Source organism: Vibrio sp. D417a (assembly GCF_030248595.1).
GTDB classification, from domain to species: domain Bacteria; phylum Pseudomonadota; class Gammaproteobacteria; order Enterobacterales; family Vibrionaceae; genus Vibrio; species Vibrio alginolyticus.
In genome coordinates this window covers 14,739-32,053 of the sequence record NZ_JAHGAM010000017.1, presented here as the reverse complement: position 1 = coordinate 32,053, position 17,315 = coordinate 14,739, and the positions used below count along the sequence as shown (strand labels likewise).

The 17,315-nt window shown below is 44.9% G+C and carries 14 protein-coding genes and 1 pseudogene; 4 read left to right on the top strand and 11 right to left on the bottom strand.

What is annotated here, in order from left to right; genetic code table 11:
• Positions 1-14 precede the first annotated feature (14 nt).
• The 5 genes from secD to KI742_RS16480 all read right to left on the bottom strand — a co-directional run bounded on the left by secD (position 15) and on the right by KI742_RS16480 (position 6,158).
• Positions 15-1,871 (bottom strand): protein translocase subunit SecD, encoded by a 1,857-nt coding sequence (gene secD, locus KI742_RS16500; protein ID WP_005381724.1) that lies wholly within the window; start codon positions 1,869-1,871, stop codon positions 15-17.
• A 21-nt stretch (positions 1,872-1,892) separates the two neighbouring features.
• Positions 1,893-2,222 (bottom strand): preprotein translocase subunit YajC, encoded by a 330-nt coding sequence (gene yajC / locus KI742_RS16495; protein WP_005381725.1) that lies wholly within the window; start codon positions 2,220-2,222, stop codon positions 1,893-1,895.
• 177 nt (positions 2,223-2,399) lie between these two features.
• Positions 2,400-3,536, bottom strand: coding sequence for a tRNA guanosine(34) transglycosylase Tgt (gene tgt / locus KI742_RS16490; protein ID WP_005381727.1), 1,137 nt, complete (start codon positions 3,534-3,536; stop codon positions 2,400-2,402).
• 147 nt (positions 3,537-3,683) lie between these two features.
• Positions 3,684-4,736, bottom strand: coding sequence for a tRNA preQ1(34) S-adenosylmethionine ribosyltransferase-isomerase QueA (queA, locus tag KI742_RS16485; RefSeq protein WP_005381728.1), 1,053 nt, complete (start codon positions 4,734-4,736; stop codon positions 3,684-3,686).
• Between the two features lie 270 nt (positions 4,737-5,006).
• On the bottom strand, positions 5,007-6,158 hold the full coding sequence (locus tag KI742_RS16480) for a trypsin-like serine protease (RefSeq protein WP_239932527.1): 1,152 nt from the start codon (positions 6,156-6,158) through the stop codon (positions 5,007-5,009).
• Between the two features lie 312 nt (positions 6,159-6,470).
• On the opposite strand from KI742_RS16480, the gene KI742_RS16475 reads away from it, so the two are divergent.
• Positions 6,471-6,920 (top strand): CBS domain-containing protein, encoded by a 450-nt coding sequence (locus tag KI742_RS16475; RefSeq protein WP_017820562.1) that lies wholly within the window; start codon positions 6,471-6,473, stop codon positions 6,918-6,920.
• Positions 6,921-7,043: 123 nt separating this feature from the next.
• On the opposite strand, the gene aceA is transcribed toward KI742_RS16475, so the two are convergent.
• The 3 genes from aceA to KI742_RS16460 all read right to left on the bottom strand — a co-directional run bounded on the left by aceA (position 7,044) and on the right by KI742_RS16460 (position 11,618).
• Positions 7,044-8,357: an isocitrate lyase gene (gene aceA / locus KI742_RS16470; protein WP_005381733.1), complete on the bottom strand. Its 1,314-nt coding sequence runs from the start codon at positions 8,355-8,357 to the stop codon at positions 7,044-7,046.
• A gap of 120 nt (positions 8,358-8,477) precedes the next feature.
• Positions 8,478-10,106 carry a malate synthase A gene (gene aceB, locus KI742_RS16465; RefSeq protein ID WP_017820561.1) on the bottom strand — a complete coding sequence of 543 codons (1,629 nt, stop codon included), beginning with the start codon at positions 10,104-10,106 and terminating at the stop codon, positions 8,478-8,480.
• A gap of 606 nt (positions 10,107-10,712) precedes the next feature.
• Positions 10,713-11,618 (bottom strand): hydrogen peroxide-inducible genes activator, encoded by a 906-nt coding sequence (locus KI742_RS16460; protein WP_005383681.1) that lies wholly within the window; start codon positions 11,616-11,618, stop codon positions 10,713-10,715.
• 199 nt (positions 11,619-11,817) lie between these two features.
• On the opposite strand from KI742_RS16460, the gene KI742_RS16455 reads away from it, so the two are divergent.
• From KI742_RS16455 to ppk2, 3 genes are all read left to right on the top strand, one after another.
• On the top strand, positions 11,818-12,429 hold the full coding sequence (locus KI742_RS16455; protein WP_005381738.1) for a peroxiredoxin C: 612 nt from the start codon (positions 11,818-11,820) through the stop codon (positions 12,427-12,429).
• 283 nt (positions 12,430-12,712) lie between these two features.
• Positions 12,713-13,456 carry a copper homeostasis protein CutC gene (locus KI742_RS16450; RefSeq protein WP_373417457.1) on the top strand — a complete coding sequence of 248 codons (744 nt, stop codon included), beginning with the start codon at positions 12,713-12,715 and terminating at the stop codon, positions 13,454-13,456.
• 70 nt (positions 13,457-13,526) lie between these two features.
• Positions 13,527-14,303, top strand: coding sequence for a polyphosphate kinase 2 (gene ppk2, locus KI742_RS16445; RefSeq protein WP_238843516.1), 777 nt, complete (start codon positions 13,527-13,529; stop codon positions 14,301-14,303).
• A 62-nt stretch (positions 14,304-14,365) separates the two neighbouring features.
• Here the strand turns inward: ppk2 and phoU are convergent, their stop codons facing one another.
• The 3 genes and pseudogenes from phoU to pstA form a co-directional block, all read right to left on the bottom strand.
• Positions 14,366-15,064, bottom strand: a complete 699-nt coding sequence (phoU, locus tag KI742_RS16440; protein ID WP_005381744.1) for a phosphate signaling complex protein PhoU — start codon at positions 15,062-15,064, stop codon at positions 14,366-14,368.
• 30 nt (positions 15,065-15,094) lie between these two features.
• Positions 15,095-15,913, bottom strand: coding sequence for a phosphate ABC transporter ATP-binding protein PstB (gene pstB, locus KI742_RS16435; protein WP_005381745.1), 819 nt, complete (start codon positions 15,911-15,913; stop codon positions 15,095-15,097).
• A 2-nt stretch (positions 15,914-15,915) separates the two neighbouring features.
• Positions 15,916-17,292 (bottom strand): annotated as a pseudogene (gene pstA / locus KI742_RS16430) (phosphate ABC transporter permease PstA); the annotation flags it as partial.
• Positions 17,293-17,315 lie beyond the last annotated feature (23 nt).

The following is a 17,315-nucleotide window of genomic DNA, read 5'->3' as shown; positions in this document are numbered from 1 at the left end:
ATTAATTCCCAGCCTTAGATCGACAATTTATCAACGCGTTTGCCACCGTAGATCAGGTTCACGATACAACGTGTACCAATAATGGCGGTGAACATTGAAGTTAAGATACCGATAGATAGAGTAACTGCGAAACCTTTCACCGCACCTGTACCGACCGCAAATAGAATGATTGCGGTAATTAGTGTTGTGATGTTCGCATCAGCAATCGTGCTGAATGCATTCGCGTAACCTTGGTGAATCGCTTGTTGTGGACTGCGTCCATCACGAATTTCTTCACGGATACGCTCGAAGATCAGTACGTTCGCATCAACCGCCATACCGACTGTTAACACGATACCGGCTATCCCCGGAAGCGTCATGGTAGCGCCTGGAATCATCGACATAACACCAATGATAAGCACCAAGTTTGCCATTAGAGCGATGTTTGCAATCAAACCAAAGCCGCGGTAGTAAAGCAGCGTAAATAGCATTACGGCAACCATACCCCAGATACATGCTTGGATACCCATATCGATGTTTTGCTGGCCCATTGATGGACCAATGGTACGTTCTTCAACGATAGAGATAGGTGCAATCAGTGCACCAGCACGTAGTAGAAGTGCTAGGTTGTGTGCTTCTGCAGCAGAGTCGATACCTGTAATACGGAAGTTACGACCAAGAGCCGATTGAATCGTTGCTTGGTTGATGACTTCTTCATGCTTATCCAGAATAACTTTGCCTTCAGGCGTACGACGGCCACTGTCTTTGTATTCTGCAAACACGGTAGCCATTAGCTTACCAATGTTCTTCTTAGAGAACGCAGACATCTTATTACCACCTTCGCTGTCTAGCGAGATGTTAACTTGTGGACGACCATATTCATCAACACTTGAGCTTGCATCTGTGATGCTTTGACCGCCAAGAATAACGCGCTTCTTAAGCACAACTGGGCGACCATCACGGTCCATCTTGATTTCACTACCTGCTGGCGCACGACCATTTGCCGCTGCCGATAGGTCAGCTTTATCATCAACTTCACGGAATTCAAGCGTTGCCGTAGCTCCGAGAATTTCTTTTGCACGAGCAGTGTCTTGAACACCAGGCAGTTCAACCACAATGCGACTAGCACCTTGACGTTGAACCAATGGTTCCGCAACACCTAGTTCGTTGACACGATTACGTAAAATCGTAATGTTTTGCTCAACAGCATAGTTACGGATCTCTTGTAAACGTTGCTCAGTAAAGGTGGCAGTAAGAGCGTAACGGCCATTTGAATCAGAATCGACAAAAATCATGTCCGGGTGATTCTTTTCTAGCGTTGCTTTCGCTTCTGCTAATTGCTCTTCGTTACGCAACAACACTTCTACCGCTTCTTTTCCAGAAGGGCGGATTGCACGGTAACGAATCTTGGCGTCACGAAGTTCGCTACGGAAAGCTTCTTCTTGTTGACCAACAAGCTTTTCCATCGCTGCATCCATATCCACTTCCATTAAGAAGTGAACACCACCGCGAAGATCAAGACCTAGCTTCAATGGTGACGCGCCAATCGCTTCTAGCCAATCGGGTGTAGAAGGTGCAAGGTTAAGTGCAACAATTGTGTCTTTGCCTAGCGCTTCGCTGATGACATCACGAGCACTGATTTGTGTGTCAGTGTCGTTAAAACGAACAAGAATTGATCCATCTTCGAGAGCAATGGATTTATGAGAAAGTTGCTCTTTGTTAAGAGCAGTAGTGACAGCATCCAGCGTTGACATATCTACAGAGGCGCCACGCGCCCCTGTAACTTGAATAGCCGGATCTTCACCGTAGATATTTGGAAGTGCGTATAACGCAGCGGTGATGATGGCAAAAAGCACCATCAAGTACTTCCATAATGGATAACGGTTTAGCACAGCGAGGATCCTTTAGCTGTTTTATAGAGACTTAAGCGTACCTTTTGGTAGCACTGCAGTGATGAAGTCTTTCTTGATTACTACTTCATTGTTCGCGTTAAGCTCAATTGAAATGTAGTCATTGTCTTCAGCAATCTTAGTGATTTTACCCACTAGGCCACCGCTAGTTAAAACTTCGTCGCCTTTGCCCATAGAAGCCATTAGGTTTTTGTGTTCTTTTACGCGTTTCGCTTGTGGGCGGTAAATCATGAAGTAAAAGATCACTGCGAACATGCCAAGCATGATTAGCATTTCAAAACCACCGCCTGCTGGCGCGCCTTCTGCTGCTGCGTGAGCCTGAGAAATAAACATTAAAACATCCTCATTATATTTTATTGATAATCAAACAAATTGGGCTTTCGCATTTTAGATTCAAGTCTGAGAGTAACTAATAGAGATCGCTCTCTCAAAAATAACGTGCGTTAGCCTACTTTATTAGCAAAAGCCTCTGGCGACATGCCAAAGGCTTTAATTCTTTTAGTTTTTCAATTACTGCTCTTTTGCTAGTGGTGGCACTTCACGGCCACGACGCTCATAGAACTCAGTAACAAATTCATCGAAGCGATCTTCATCAATTGCTTTACGAATGCTTTCCATCAGACGCTGGTAGTAACGCAGGTTATGGATTGTATTCAAGCGAGCGCCTAAGATTTCATTACAACGCTCTAAATGGTGAAGGTACGACTTGCTGTAGTTTTGACAAGTGTAACAGTCACAATGCGGATCCAATGGTGTTGTATCCGTTTTATGTTTCGCATTACGGATCTTGATCACACCACCAGTCACAAATAAGTGACCATTACGTGCGTTACGCGTTGGCATTACACAGTCAAACATGTCGATACCACGACGAACACCTTCAACCAAGTCTTCTGGCTTACCTACGCCCATCAAGTAGCGAGGTTTGTCTTCAGGAAGTTGAGGACAAGTATGCTCAAGAATACGGTGCATGTCTTCTTTAGGCTCACCTACTGCCAAACCACCAACCGCGTAACCGTCAAAACCGATTTCCGTTAGACCTTTTACCGACACATCACGTAAATCTTCGTAAACACCACCTTGAACAATACCAAATAGGTTGTTCGGGTTTTCTAGCTTCTCGAAATGGTCACGTGAACGCTGTGCCCAGCGTAATGACATTTCCATCGATTTCTTTGCTTCATCGTGTGTCGCTGGGTAAGGCGTACACTCGTCAAAAATCATGACGATGTCAGAGCCCAGGTCTTTTTGAATTTCCATCGACTTTTCTGCGTCCATGAAAATCTTGTCACCGTTTACTGGGTTACGAAAGTGAACACCCTCTTCAGTGATCGTACGCATCTTACCAAGGCTGAATACTTGGAAGCCGCCTGAATCAGTAAGAATAGGACCGTGCCAGTTCATAAAATCGTGCAGGTCACCGTGCATTTTCATCACTTCTTGACCAGGACGTAGCCATAGGTGGAACGTATTACCTAGCAGAATTTCTGCACCAGTACCTTTTACTTCTTCTGGTGTCATACCTTTAACGGTACCGTAAGTACCTACTGGCATGAACGCAGGAGTTTGAACAGTGCCGCGTTCGAAAGTCAGTTGACCACGACGTGCATTGCCGTTTTTCTTCTTAAGATCGAATTTTAATTTCACGATGCCTCCGGATGTCAGAGAAACAGTCTGACTGAGTGTTTAGGGCTCTACCCTACTTTAAGGAGCGGTCGCTTTTCCTTGCGAGAGACAAAGCAATGGATGCTTTATTTCCTAGCTTACTGCTAGCACTCGTAAATCTATTTTTAACTACGCCGTTTTCTTCTTGATGAACATTGAATCGCCATACGAGAAGAAACGGTATTTGTTTTCCACCGCATGTTTGTAAGCATTCATGGTGTTCTCGTATCCAGCAAATGCACTCACCAACATGATCAGTGTTGATTCAGGCAAGTGGAAGTTTGTGATCAAGCAATCCACCAACTGATATTCGTAACCAGGGAAAATAAAGATTTCTGTATCGCCAAAGAATGGGGCCAGCTCAGTCCCTTTTTGCAATGCGTCTTGCGCTGCACTTTCAAGTGAACGCACAGATGTGGTACCAACAGCAATAATTCGTCCGCCACGCGCTTTCGTCGCTTTAATTGCTTCGACGACTTCTTGTGGTACTTCTACGTACTCGGCATGCATGTGGTGATCGTTGATATTTTCCACTTTTACTGGCTGGAATGTACCCGCCCCAACGTGCAAAGTAACGTAAGCAAACTCTGCACCTTTCGCTTTGATTTTCTCCAAGAGAACATCATCAAAGTGAAGGCCCGCCGTCGGTGCCGCAACCGCACCTGGCTTTTGATTATATACCGTTTGGTAACGCTCTTTATCTGCATCTTCGTCTGGACGGTCGATGTAAGGAGGAAGCGGCATATGGCCGATTTCTTCCAGAATTTCTAGTACCGTCTTATCAGAACTAAATTTCAGTTCAAATAAAGCATCATGGCGTGCAACCATTTCTGCTGAATATTCATCATTCTCGCCAACAATAATGGTTGTACCTGGTTTTGGTGATTTAGAGCAACGAACGTGCGCGAGGATGCTTTTCTCATCCAACATACGCTCCACCAGCACTTCTAATTTACCGCCCGATTCCTTGCGGCCAAAAAGACGAGCAGGAATAACACGAGTATTATTAAACACCACTAGGTCGCCGGGTTGAACTTGGCCCAATACATCAGTAAATGTGCCATCAATGAGCTCTCCGGTATTGCCGTCCATTTGCAGCAGTCGGCTAGCGGTACGCTCTGGTTGAGGGTAGCGAGCGATGAGTTCATCTGGAAGGTCGAAATGGAAATCTGATACTTGCATGTTACTTGTCTTATCTATTGGTCAAATCACGTCTAGGCGACGATAAAATTGCGACGAGTTTTTCGCAGCAGACTAGTATATGTTTACATGCTGCAATAGCAAGCAAATCACCAGAATATAGCAGTAAAAGCCATGGTGAAGAGTGTAATAAAACGTGAAAAGCCTCGATTACTTGGCACTATTTTTAATTTGAGCCCAAAAGAGAGAACATGAAAAAAGCAAAGCAGCGTATACCGCTGCTTATATTAGTTTGGCATTCCAATCGCCCTATCAAACCTCACGCTTTCGCCACAAGAATAACGGCACGAATAAACCCAATAACCAAAACCCTAGACTGCCACCTTCATCATCTGAGCCTTTGAAATCACAGTTATTGGTCGCAATGCCATCGTGACACTCTTTATTGTCACCACTTTTGATAAAATTCGGCGCAATGATGTAACGACTTGGTGGCGCATCGGCAGTGATGTAAGACTGTACCCAGTCGTAATAGTGGCTCACCTTGGTGTAGAAACTTGGGATCGTCAAAGAGCCACACGTTGGTAGAATAAGGGGGCCGCCACTAACAATACCAATTTGTTTGCCGGTCGCCACATCGACCAACGGGCCACCACTGTCACCTTTACATGCAGAGTTGCCATATTGAGTATGGCTATCTGGCTCCAATACATGGTTTTGTGTTGGTAGCGTACAAATTTTGGTTTGGTTGTCTCTTGAATCAATGATCCCCGGAAAACTGCTGCCAATTTCTAAACGCTCATAACATTTGTCGATGGGTAAAAATGTGCTAATGGTGGTTTTGAGCGTATTAGAAGGTTCAGAAGCATCCGGCTGAGTAGCCCCCCATCCAAACACTTGCACATTTTCGACACGTTGATTGGTCAGGTAATTATCGTTCCAATCCGCCACCAAACGGGCTTCGATACTCTCCATGTCAACTTTACTCGCTAGGTCAGCAAAGCTCGCGTTTGCCACTGGGCGCGTGAGATACAGCAACGCGATGTCTGAATCTAAACCGGTTTGGATAGGTTTCACGTTGCCATTACTGTCGGTCTCAGCTTTTGAAATCCGAGTGTAATCCGGATGAACCACAACGTGAGACACCGGATAGAAGTTATCAAGCCCTGCAGAATTAAGTTCATACACATTCGCATTCACCGACAGCTCACCCGGCGGGGTCACATAGTAGGTTGCTTCATTGGTTCCTTGTCCCATCACCACACAGTGCGCCGCAGTCAGTACCCATTGCTCTGTCAGCATCGTTCCACCACACAGCGGAAACTCTGCCATATTACTTGCTCGCAAAGTAACGCGGTCAACAGGATCGGTTTGTTCATCTCCTAACACAATCGCCTGTGTTGATGGCACACTGAATGCCGCCACTGCCAGCGCAATAAGTTTGTTACACGTTGTTCGTTTCATCTAGGTTGCTGTCTTCAATTTGGTAAGCCTGGACGTATCTTCTTCGAGAGAAGAATCTTGGAAAATCCAGCGAATAAAAATGTGCGATTCAATTCATTGGATTACCTTGGGAACACATTCAATATCAACTAAAAATGCCAACTGACTCGCACACAAACCGACTTATTCAAATTAATAAAAACACCAATAAAACACAGATTACGCAGCCCATCAGCATTGTGCTATTTAATTGATGAAAAACGAGTTAGCTCCCAGATATACAGAAAAATATTCTCTATATTTAAGAGAAGGACAATGCCGCTGGAGGTCTCTATGATCAAGGTTGAAGACATGATGACTCGTAATCCTCATACCTTACTGCGCACGCACACCTTGCGTGATGCAAAAAGCATGATGGATGCGCTTGATATTCGACACATTCCGGTTGTTGATGCCAATAACCACTTACAAGGCTTGGTGACTCAACGCGACATTCTTGCTGCTCAAGAATCGAGCTTGCACCCAGATGAGGCTGAACAATCTTTTACTTTAGACACACCGCTCTACGAAATGATGCACACCAATATCATGACGGCAGAGCCTATCGCGGGGCTCAAAGAGAGCGCTATCTATATGCAAAAGCATAAAGTTGGCTGTCTACCTGTTGTCACCAAAGGTCGATTGGTCGGCATTATTACTGATAGTGACTTCGTGACGATTGCGATTAACTTATTGGAACTACAAGAAGAAGTGGAACCTGAAGAAATCGAGCAGGAAGAGTAGTACGCAAGCGTATTCTCTTTGTTGTAAGTTTCGTTTTTACACCGGTTAAACGAAAAAAGAGCGGCAGGGTTGCCGCTCAAAATGCCATTACTGACGCTGATTAAGGAAGTGTTTCTCTGCCAATTAGAATTGGTCTTCTTCGGTCGAACCTGTCAATGCTGTCACTGAAGAGTTACCACCTTGGATAGTATTGGTCATTCTATCGAAGTAACCTGTACCTACTTCTTGTTGGTGCGCAACAAACGTATAGCCTTTTTCAGCTGCTTGGAATTCAGGACGCTGAACTTTCTCAACATAATGACGCATACCTTCACCTTGAGCGTAAGCGTGTGCCAGTTCAAACATGTTGAACCACATGTTGTGAATGCCTGCTAGCGTGATGAATTGGTACTTGTAGCCCATGTCTGCAAGCTCTTGTTGGAACTTAGCAATGGTTTCTGCATCTAGGTTTTTCTCCCAGTTGAATGAAGGCGAGCAGTTGTACGCCAACAATTGATCTGGGTATTCAGCGTGAATTGCTTCTGCAAACTTACGTGCTTCTTCCAAACATGGCGTAGCCGTTTCACACCAAATCAAGTCTGCATATGGTGCGTAAGCCAGACCGCGAGAAATCGCTTGGTCGATACCCGCGCGAACGCGGTAGAAACCTTCTTGAGTACGCTCACCTTCAATAAAGTCTTTATCATATGGGTCGCAATCTGAAGTAATGAGATCCGCCGCATTCGCATCAGTACGAGCAATAACTAATGTTGTTGTTCCCGCTACGTCAGCAGCCAAACGAGCTGCAACGAGCTTTTGTACCGCTTCTTGCGTAGGAACTAATACCTTACCCCCCATATGACCACACTTTTTCACCGATGCTAACTGGTCTTCAAAGTGAACGCCCGCGGCACCGGCTTCGATCATCGATTTCATTAGTTCGTAAGCGTTAAGCACACCACCAAAGCCCGCTTCAGCATCCGCTACGATAGGTAGGAAGTAATCAATACCACCTTCATCTTCAGGCGTCTTACCAGCAGCCCACTGAATTTGGTCTGCACGACGGAATGAGTTGTTGATACGCTTTACTACTGACGGTACAGAATCTACTGGGTAAAGAGATTGGTCTGGATACATCGTCGAAGCGGTGTTGTTATCCGCCGCTACCTGCCAGCCTGACAGATAGATCGCTTCAATACCTGCCTTAGCTTGTTGAACGGCTTGACCACCCGTTAGCGCACCAAGACAGTTTACGTAACCTTTTTTCGCACTACCGTTGACCAGTGACCAAAGTTTGTCTGCACCACGTTGTGCAATTGTGTTTGCAGGCACCATAGAGCCACGCAGTTCCACCACTTCCTCGGCAGTGTAAGTACGCTTCACATTTTTCCAGCGTGGGTTAGTTGCCCAGTCTTTTTCCAGAGCTTCAATTTGTTGGCGGCGAGTTAAGTTAGTCATTGGTCTATCCCTCTTTATAATTTGCACTTTATGCGTGTGCGTTGAGTTTCCGTTCTCAGGCAGTACTTCCCTATCTGCCTTGAAAATCCTTCACGTTATTGGTGTTACAGTTATTCTTTATTAATCCAGGTAGTCATAACCAGGAACTGTCAAAAAGTTGGTCAGTTCATCGCTCGTCGTGAGCCTTGCCATTAAGTCTGCTGCTTCTTCAAATCGACCCGCATGGTAGCGCTGCTCGCCAATTTCTTGCTTCACGACTTCAATCTCTTCTTTTAGATAGAGCTCGAACAGCTCTTTAGTGACCTTTAATCCGTTGTCTAGCGACTTGCCGTGTTGAATCCATTGCCAGATAGAAGCGCGTGAGATTTCTGCCGTTGCAGCGTCTTCCATCAGTCCGTAAATCGGCACACAACCATTGCCAGAAATCCAAGCTTCGATGTATTGCAGCGCAACGCGAATATTGTGGCGCATTCCGCCTTCAGTGCGCTCGCCTTCACAAGGCTCAAGCAGTTCGGCTGCAGTAATAGGCGCATCCTCTGCACGGCTCACATCCAACTGGTTGGTGCGTTCACCCAGCACAGCACTAAAGACTTCCATAGCAGTGTCAGCCAAACCTGGATGAGCCACCCAAGTACCGTCGTGGCCGTTGTTAGCTTCTAACGATTTGTCAGTCTGGATCTTGTCTAATACTTTTTGATTCTCTTTCGGGTCTTTAGCTGGGATAAATGCGGCCATTCCTCCCATCGCGAAAGCACCTCGTTTATGGCAAGTACGTACCAATAATCGCGAGTAAGCGTTTAAGAATGGCTTGTCCATCGTTACCACTTGGCGATCTGGCAGTACTCGGTCTGAGTGTTTTTTCAATGTTTTGATATAGCTAAAGATGTAATCCCAGCGACCACAGTTCAAACCAACGATGTGTTCTTTAAGCGAGAACAGAATCTCGTCCATTTCGAATACCGCTGGTAAGGTTTCAATCAGCACAGTCGCTTTGATGGTGCCTGTATCCAAACCGAAGTAGTCTTCGGTGAAATGGAACACTTCGCTCCACCACTTCGCTTCGTGATGCGATTGCAGTTTTGGAAGGTAGAAATAAGGGCCACTGCCTTTTTGAAGTAACGCTTTGTAGTTGTTATAGAAATACAGAGCGAAATCGAATAGCGCACCTGGAATGATCTGACCGTGCCACGTAACGTGTTTTTCTTTTAAATGAAGGCCGCGAACACGGCAGATCAACACCGCTGGGTCATCTTCCAGCTGATAATGTTTGCCATTGCCAGGATTGGTGTAACTGATGGTGCCATTAACAGCATCGCGCAAGTTAATTTGACCATCCAGCACTTTACTCCATGCAGGAGACATTGAATCTTCGAAGTCTGCCATGAACACTTTTACATTCGCATTCAGTGCGTTAATCACCATCTTGCGGTCAGTTGGTCCGGTAATCTCCACACGGCGATCTTGCAGATCTTGTGGGATTCCTAGGATCTTCCAACTTCCTTCACGGATGTCTTGTGTCTCTGGTAGAAAATCTGGTAGCTCACCAGCATCAATACGTGCTTGCTTCTCTTCTCTTGCTTCCAGCAACTGTTCAACACGTCCGGCAAATTTTTCACACAGTAGAGATAAAAAGGTTTGGGCTTCAACAGGGAAAATTGCTTGATGTTCTGGAGCAACGACTCCATTCACCTCAAGCATGCCTTGGGTTTGCTTTAGTTGTTGTGTTTTTTGTTCTGTCTGAGCAAGCATAATCATTCATCCTTAACGTGCTTTATCAATCTTGGGCAGTCAGCGTAAAGCTACATTTGTAAGTTATGAACAACAAATTACATCCTTTAACTTTGTGTTCAACTCGTCTAGCCATACCGATAGATTGCGTAATGCTACGTGTATTTTCAATCTAGACATAAGTCGTATCGGCCTTTAAATAAGCTATATCAACAAAGGGTTTAGTGAAACCCCCAATATAAACAAAACAGAAAATTCAAAGTTTTATTCCGCAAGGTAAAAACCATCTATCAAGCGCCTTATTTTGTAAGTTATTACGTAATAAAATTACATTAAATTTAAAGTCGTTTTATCATTTCAAACAAGCGTATGAATATAGACTGGTAAACAAACACCTTGTATTCACAAGGGCTGAAGAGATGTATTTAAACAGGGGTCAAACAAGGTATGCAGGGCTTTGTGTAAAATTAACATTGTGAAATTTCACTATTTTATGAAAGCTTCATCAAAGAAGAGCTGTAAAATTTTACAAGTCAAAGTTTACCAACAGAATAAAATACTAGAAAGCGCACTGTTTCCAGTGCGCTTTTAGATAAATAATGGAGAAGTAAGGGCTAATACTAATAGCTAAAGCAGCTCTGAAACGACTTCTGCAAGTTGATTAAATGTTTTCGTTCTTGACGAGCTCGGACGCCAAACTAAGCCGATTTCGCGATAAGCTTGTTTACCTGGAGGATCGATCACGACTAAATTCTGGTTATGCAGCAAGCCATGGTCGATAGCCATTTGAGGAATGAACGTTGTTCCCAAACCATTCGCAACCATTTGCACCAGTGTATGGAGGCTGGTTGCCGTAAACGGATTGATTTTTTCTTTGTCTGTTAATTTACACGCTGATACCGCATGTTCCGTTAAGCAATGTTCTTTCTCTAGTAGAAAGACGGATTCGTCAGGTAAATCCGCGTAACGAATCGGCACAGGGACCGATTGGGCTTGATTAGCGCTTATAACCATTCGAAACGGATCCTTACCCACTACTCGGCTTTCCATCCCATCAATTTCGACTGGTAACGCTAAAATAAGCACATCCAGCTCACCATGTCTGAGCGCTTGGAGTAAGTTTGTCGTCGTGTCTTCTCTTAATAAAAGGTTCAGTTGTGGGAAACGGTAGTTCACCTCTTGTACCAAATCACACAGTAAAAACGGAGCAATTGTTGGTATGCATCCTACTTTTAGCTGGCCTTGCATATCGTCGCCTTGGCACATACGTCCAAGCTCGACCAAATCTTGCCCTTTTGCTAACAGCTCTCGCCCCTGCTTTACTACCATTTCTCCTGTTTGGGTAAAAACCAGTGGACTTTTCTTGTCTTTCTTTTCATATAATGGACAGCCAATCAACTCCTCTAAGTTTTGAATACCCTTACTTAAAGTCGACTGACTGACAAAACAACGCTCTGCAGCGTCACTAAAATGTCTTGTTTCATGCAGTGTGACTAAATAGTGTAACTGCTTCAAACTGGGCCATTTATTCATAATTGTATTTGTATCTACCGCCGTTCCAGTGATCGAGTTAAGAGTTTTGTTATTATCGTTTTTTTCGATTAACTCAATCTATTTATTTCGCTTTTTTCAATACTACAATCTGTACTATAGTTTGTCTCGTACAAACACGAACCAAACCGACACAACTGAATTCGGTTTGGAGCTAACCATACTTTTTAGGAGCAAAAAAATGGTACTAGTAGGTCGTCAAGCCCCTGATTTTACTGCAGCAGCTGTTCTAGGTAACGGTGAAATCGTTGAAAACTTCAACTTTGCAGAGTTCACTAAAGGTAAGAAAGCAGTAGTATTCTTCTACCCACTAGATTTCACTTTCGTTTGCCCATCTGAGCTAATCGCATTCGACAACCGTCTAGCTGACTTCCAAGCTAAAGGTGTTGAAGTAATCGGTGTTTCTATCGATTCTCAGTTCTCTCACAACGCATGGCGTAACACTGCTATCGAAGATGGCGGTATCGGTCAAGTTAAGTACCCACTAGTTGCTGACGTTAAGCACGAAATCTGTAAAGCTTACGACGTTGAGCACCCAGAAGCAGGCGTTGCTTTCCGTGGTTCTTTCCTAATCGACGAAGAAGGCGTTGTACGTCACCAAGTAGTTAACGACCTACCACTAGGCCGTAACATCGACGAAATGCTACGCATGGTTGACGCTCTTAACTTCCACCAGAAGCACGGCGAAGTATGTCCTGCACAATGGGAAGAAGGTAAAGCAGGTATGGACGCATCTCCAAAAGGTGTTGCAGCGTTCCTATCTGAGCACGCAGCTGACCTAGGCAAAAAATAATAGACCTTCACCCTAGCTCAACGGGTGTGATGGTTGGATGTATATAAAGCAAAAAGCTAATGCGGAAAACCGCAAACGCCAATCAGTCTAAGTAAAGTCCTATCAAAGCCCAGAGCCTCAGCTCTGGGCTTTCTTTTTCCTTCAGATAAACCGCCAAAATGAGGTAACGCTTTAGCGTAAACTTTACCTCTATTTATCATCCCCTCCATACAGATTCTGCTTACTGGCCCTGTTAATATCTTAGCCACAACACTTATTTGTAACGTTAGCAGGATGAATGAACGTGGTTACTCACCTAGAAGTCTGTATTGATAATATTGAATCTCTGCACTACGCCATTGCTGGCGGCGCCACTCGGATTGAACTTTGCTCCTCTTTGGCTTTAGGCGGACTAACACCCAGTTATGGCTTTATGCAGCAAGCGGCTAAGCTTTCTAGTGTTCCAGTTTATGCCATGATCCGCCCACGCCAAGGTGACTTCTTCTACAATGAAGAAGAGATCGAAATGATGCGTTGGGATATTGAAGCGGCTCACCAATCGGGCTTGGATGGTGTGGTTCTCGGTGTACTCACCCAAGAGGGGGATATCCACATGCCTTACTCGGCTGCGCTGTGTGAATTTGCTCAAGCGATTGGCTTAGGCGTAACCTTCCATCGTGCCTTTGACCAGTGTCGTGACGCTGAAAAAACTTTGGAAGAAGTGATCAGCTTAGGTTGTGAACGTATTTTAACCTCCGGTCTTGCGCCTTCAGCACCACAAGGGATCGATGTGCTTAGAGCTTTGGTTAATCAAGCCCAAGGGCGCATAGCAATCATGGCGGGGGCTGGCGTTAATGCGAGTAACGTACGTGAGCTAGTAGAAGACACTCAAGTTCCTGAAATCCATCTGTCAGGCAAAACCACACGCCCTAGCCAAATGACCTTTGTTGCTGAACAAAGCAAAATGGGCGCATCCGATGTCGATGATTTTTTAATCCCCATCACAAGTACACAAGCCATTACCGATGTCGTAGCAGCTCTCAAATAGACGACCGTAACCTCACGCGCATAGCTTTTGAGTGCTAACATATTGTTTATCAAGGAGTGAGGAAAGGTGTATGTCTAAATTGAAGAAAAAGGAATACGAAAAGGAGCTCAAAAACCTTCAAGTTGAGCTCGTAAAACTTCAAGAGTGGGTCAAACACAAAGGGTTAAAAGTGGTGGTTCTGTTTGAAGGACGTGATGCTGCGGGCAAAGGCGGAGTGATAAAGCGAATTACAGAAAAGCTAAACCCGCGTGTTTGTCGCGTAGTGGCTCTGCCTGCACCGACAGAAAAAGAAAAAATGCAATGGTACTTCCAACGTTACGTCGCTCATTTACCATCTGCTGGTGAAATCGTTTTATTTGACCGAAGTTGGTATAACCGAGCAGGTGTCGAAAAAGTCATGGGGTTCTGTACTCCAGACGAATACGAGGAGTTTTTACGCTCTTGCCCTGAATTCGAGAGAATGTTGCAACGCTCCGGGATTATTCTGATTAAGTATTGGTTTTCGGTTTCAGACGAAGAGCAGGAAAAACGTTTTCTAGGTCGAATTAATACGCCGATCAAACGTTGGAAATTCAGCCCCATGGATTTGGAGTCACGTCATCGCTGGGCGGAGTATTCGGAAGCAAAAGATAAGATGTTTGCCTATACAGACACGAAAAGCTGCCCTTGGTGGGTCGTCCCTTCTGATGACAAAAAGAAAGCGCGCTTGAACTGTATCAGTCATTTACTAAGCCAGATTGATTACAAAGCACTTGAGTACTCACCCATCGAATTACCTGAACTCAATAAAGAAGGTTACGTCAGAGCGCCCATTGATGATCAGACCTTCGTTCCTGATAAATATTGACGTGCTTTCCTTCTCTCTAATAAATAGACCAGCCTAAAAGCTGGTCTATTTATTGAAGTCAGTTACTTCAGTACGTCATCAATACTTTGATCACCTAGATGGCGTACATCTTTCCCTTTCACGAAGTAAATAATGTATTCACAGATGTTCTGGCAGCGGTCCCCCACGCGTTCAATCGCGCGTGCCGACCACATCACTTGAAGAATATTAGGGATATTTTTTGGATCTTCCATCATGTAAGTCATCAACTGACGAATCACCGCTTCATACTCGGCGTCTAGTTTGTCATCTTGTTTATGCACCTCTGCTGCCGCTTCTACATCCATGCGGGCAAACGCATCTAAAACCTGATGCAGCATATTAATTGCCTGACGGCAGAGAGGCTCTAACGACACTTGGAATTGTCGTTCTTTTGATGATGGGCTTTCAATGGCAACGTAAGCAATGCGTGTCGCCACATCACCGATGCGTTCTAAATCCGTGATCGTTTTGATGATAGCCATGATTAAGCGCAAGTCTTTTGCCGTTGGCTGACGCTTAGCAATAATGCGTGTACAGGCGTCATCGATCGAGACTTCCATCGCATTCACTTTATGATCGTCACGCACAACCTTACGCGCCAGTTCGATGTCTTCTTTATGCAAGGCTTGAATAGCATACGAAAGCTGCTGCTCTACCAAGCCTCCCATGGTTAATACATGAGTACGAATCGATTCTAGCTCTACGTTAAATTGTCCTGAAATATGACGTCCAAAGTGCATGATGTTCCTTATTCCGTATAGAGTCGCGACTTAACCGTAGCGACCCGTAATGTAATCTTCGGTCTGTTTCTTCATTGGCGAAGTGAAGATCGAGTCCGCGTCAGAGTATTCAATTAACTTACCCATATGAATGAATGCAGTATGATCGCTCACTCTCGCCGCTTGTTGCATGTTATGGGTAACGATAACGACAGTATATTGAGTCTTCAGCTCATTGATAAGCTCTTCAATAGTTAAAGTTGAGATTGGATCCAACGCTGATGTTGGCTCGTCCAATAACAGGACTTCCGGCTCAATCGCCACCGCGCGCGCAATGACCAAGCGCTGTTGCTGCCCCCCAGATAAGCCAAATGCGTTCTCATGCAAGCGGTCTTTTACCTCATCCCACAACGCCGCCGAGCGCAAGGATCGCTCCACTGCGTCATCTAAACTGCGGCTGTTTTTTACACCTTGTAAGCGTAAGCCATAAACTACGTTTTCATAAATAGACTTAGGAAATGGATTGGGTCTTTGAAACACCATCCCCACTCGGCGTCGAAGTGTCGCAACATCGACATTAGGATGATAAACATTCTTGCCATGGAGACGCACTTTACCTGTGACTCGACACCCTTCCACTAAGTCGTTCATGCGATTGATGCAACGTAATAACGTCGACTTTCCACACCCTGAAGGACCGATAAAAGCGGTGACTCGCCCTTTGGGAATTCGCATCGAAATATCATGCAGCGCCTGAGTTTGACCATAGAACAGATTAAGGTTCTCGATTGAGATGGCTGTTTGTTCATCCGTTAAATTATGAACATCCAATGGTGGCTCATAACCTAATGTACTATCAAAATTAAACATACTTAATCTTGTCCTAACGTTCTGTATTTTTCTCGTAAATTATTGCGAATACTGATTGCTGTTAAGTTTAGCCCGACAATCACTGTCACGAGTAAGAAAGAGGTGGCATAAACTAATGGTCGCGCCGCTTCGATGTTGGAGGTTTGAAAGCCAACATCGTAAATGTGAAAACCTAAATGCATGAACTTTCTATCCAAATGCACATAAGGGAATTGTCCGTCAACCGGTAAACTGGATGCCAATTTCACGACCCCCACCAGCATCAGTGGCGCTACTTCGCCAGCTGCACGCGCAATCGCAAGGATCAAACCTGTGATAATAGCTGGCGTCGCCATAGGCAAAACCACGCGCCATAGCGTTTCGAACTGAGTTGCACCAAGTGCCAGAGAGCCATGTCGTACGGAGCTCGGAATTCGAGTTAAACCTTCTTCTGTCGTCACAATCACAACTGGAAGCGTCAGCACGGCAAGAGTTAGTGCTGACCATAACAAACCCGGCGTACCAAAGGTTGGTGCCGGTAGCTTCTCCGCATAGAATACGTTGTCGATAGAGGCACCAATCGTATAAACGAAGAAACCTAAACCAAACACGCCATAAACAATCGATGGAACACCCGCTAGGTTTATAACCGCAATACGAATAACTCTGGTTAGAGCGTTATTCTTAGCATATTCATGTAGATAGATAGCGGCGATCACCCCGAGTGGCATCACAATGATCGACATAATGAGTACTAAGAAAACCGTACCAAATATCGCAGGGAACACGCCTCCTTCGGAGTTAGACTCTCTTGGATCTTCAGATAAAAACTTCCAAACCTGTTTTCCCCAATGCATGACTTTATCAGGCAGTGACATTTGGTTTGGATACCAGTAGTCCAAAATGTCTTCGAGCGGAATCGATACTTGTGACCCCGTCATATCCTCGACAATCAAGGCATAGTCAGAGAGCTGAAGTCGTAAACCATCAAGTTGCAAATCTAACGTCGCAAGCGCTTTTTCTATCTGCTCTTTTTTCGTCTGGTTTTCGTTTAAGAAGCTTTCTGTCAGCGTGTCATTCAATTCATGCTTGCGCTTTTCTAATCGCAACTGCTCTAGCTTCCAACCAAGCTCTTTAAGCTGATCGACCACCAAAGAATCAATCTCATGGCGCAGAGTTTCTGCATCATCAAGCTTTTTATTTAGTACCGATTGAATATCACTGGTGTATATATTATCACCATCTTGAAACGCCACCAGCTTACCAAAGAAATAACCACCGCTACTGCGCTCTATCACCGCCCACTCTTTTGGCATCGTGGGCTCATCCAACTGCATTTGCAATACGGAGATAAAATCGGCGGGATACAACTCTCGGTTAGCGATTTTGATACTGAGTCGCGTGGCAAAATCTTCATCGTCTT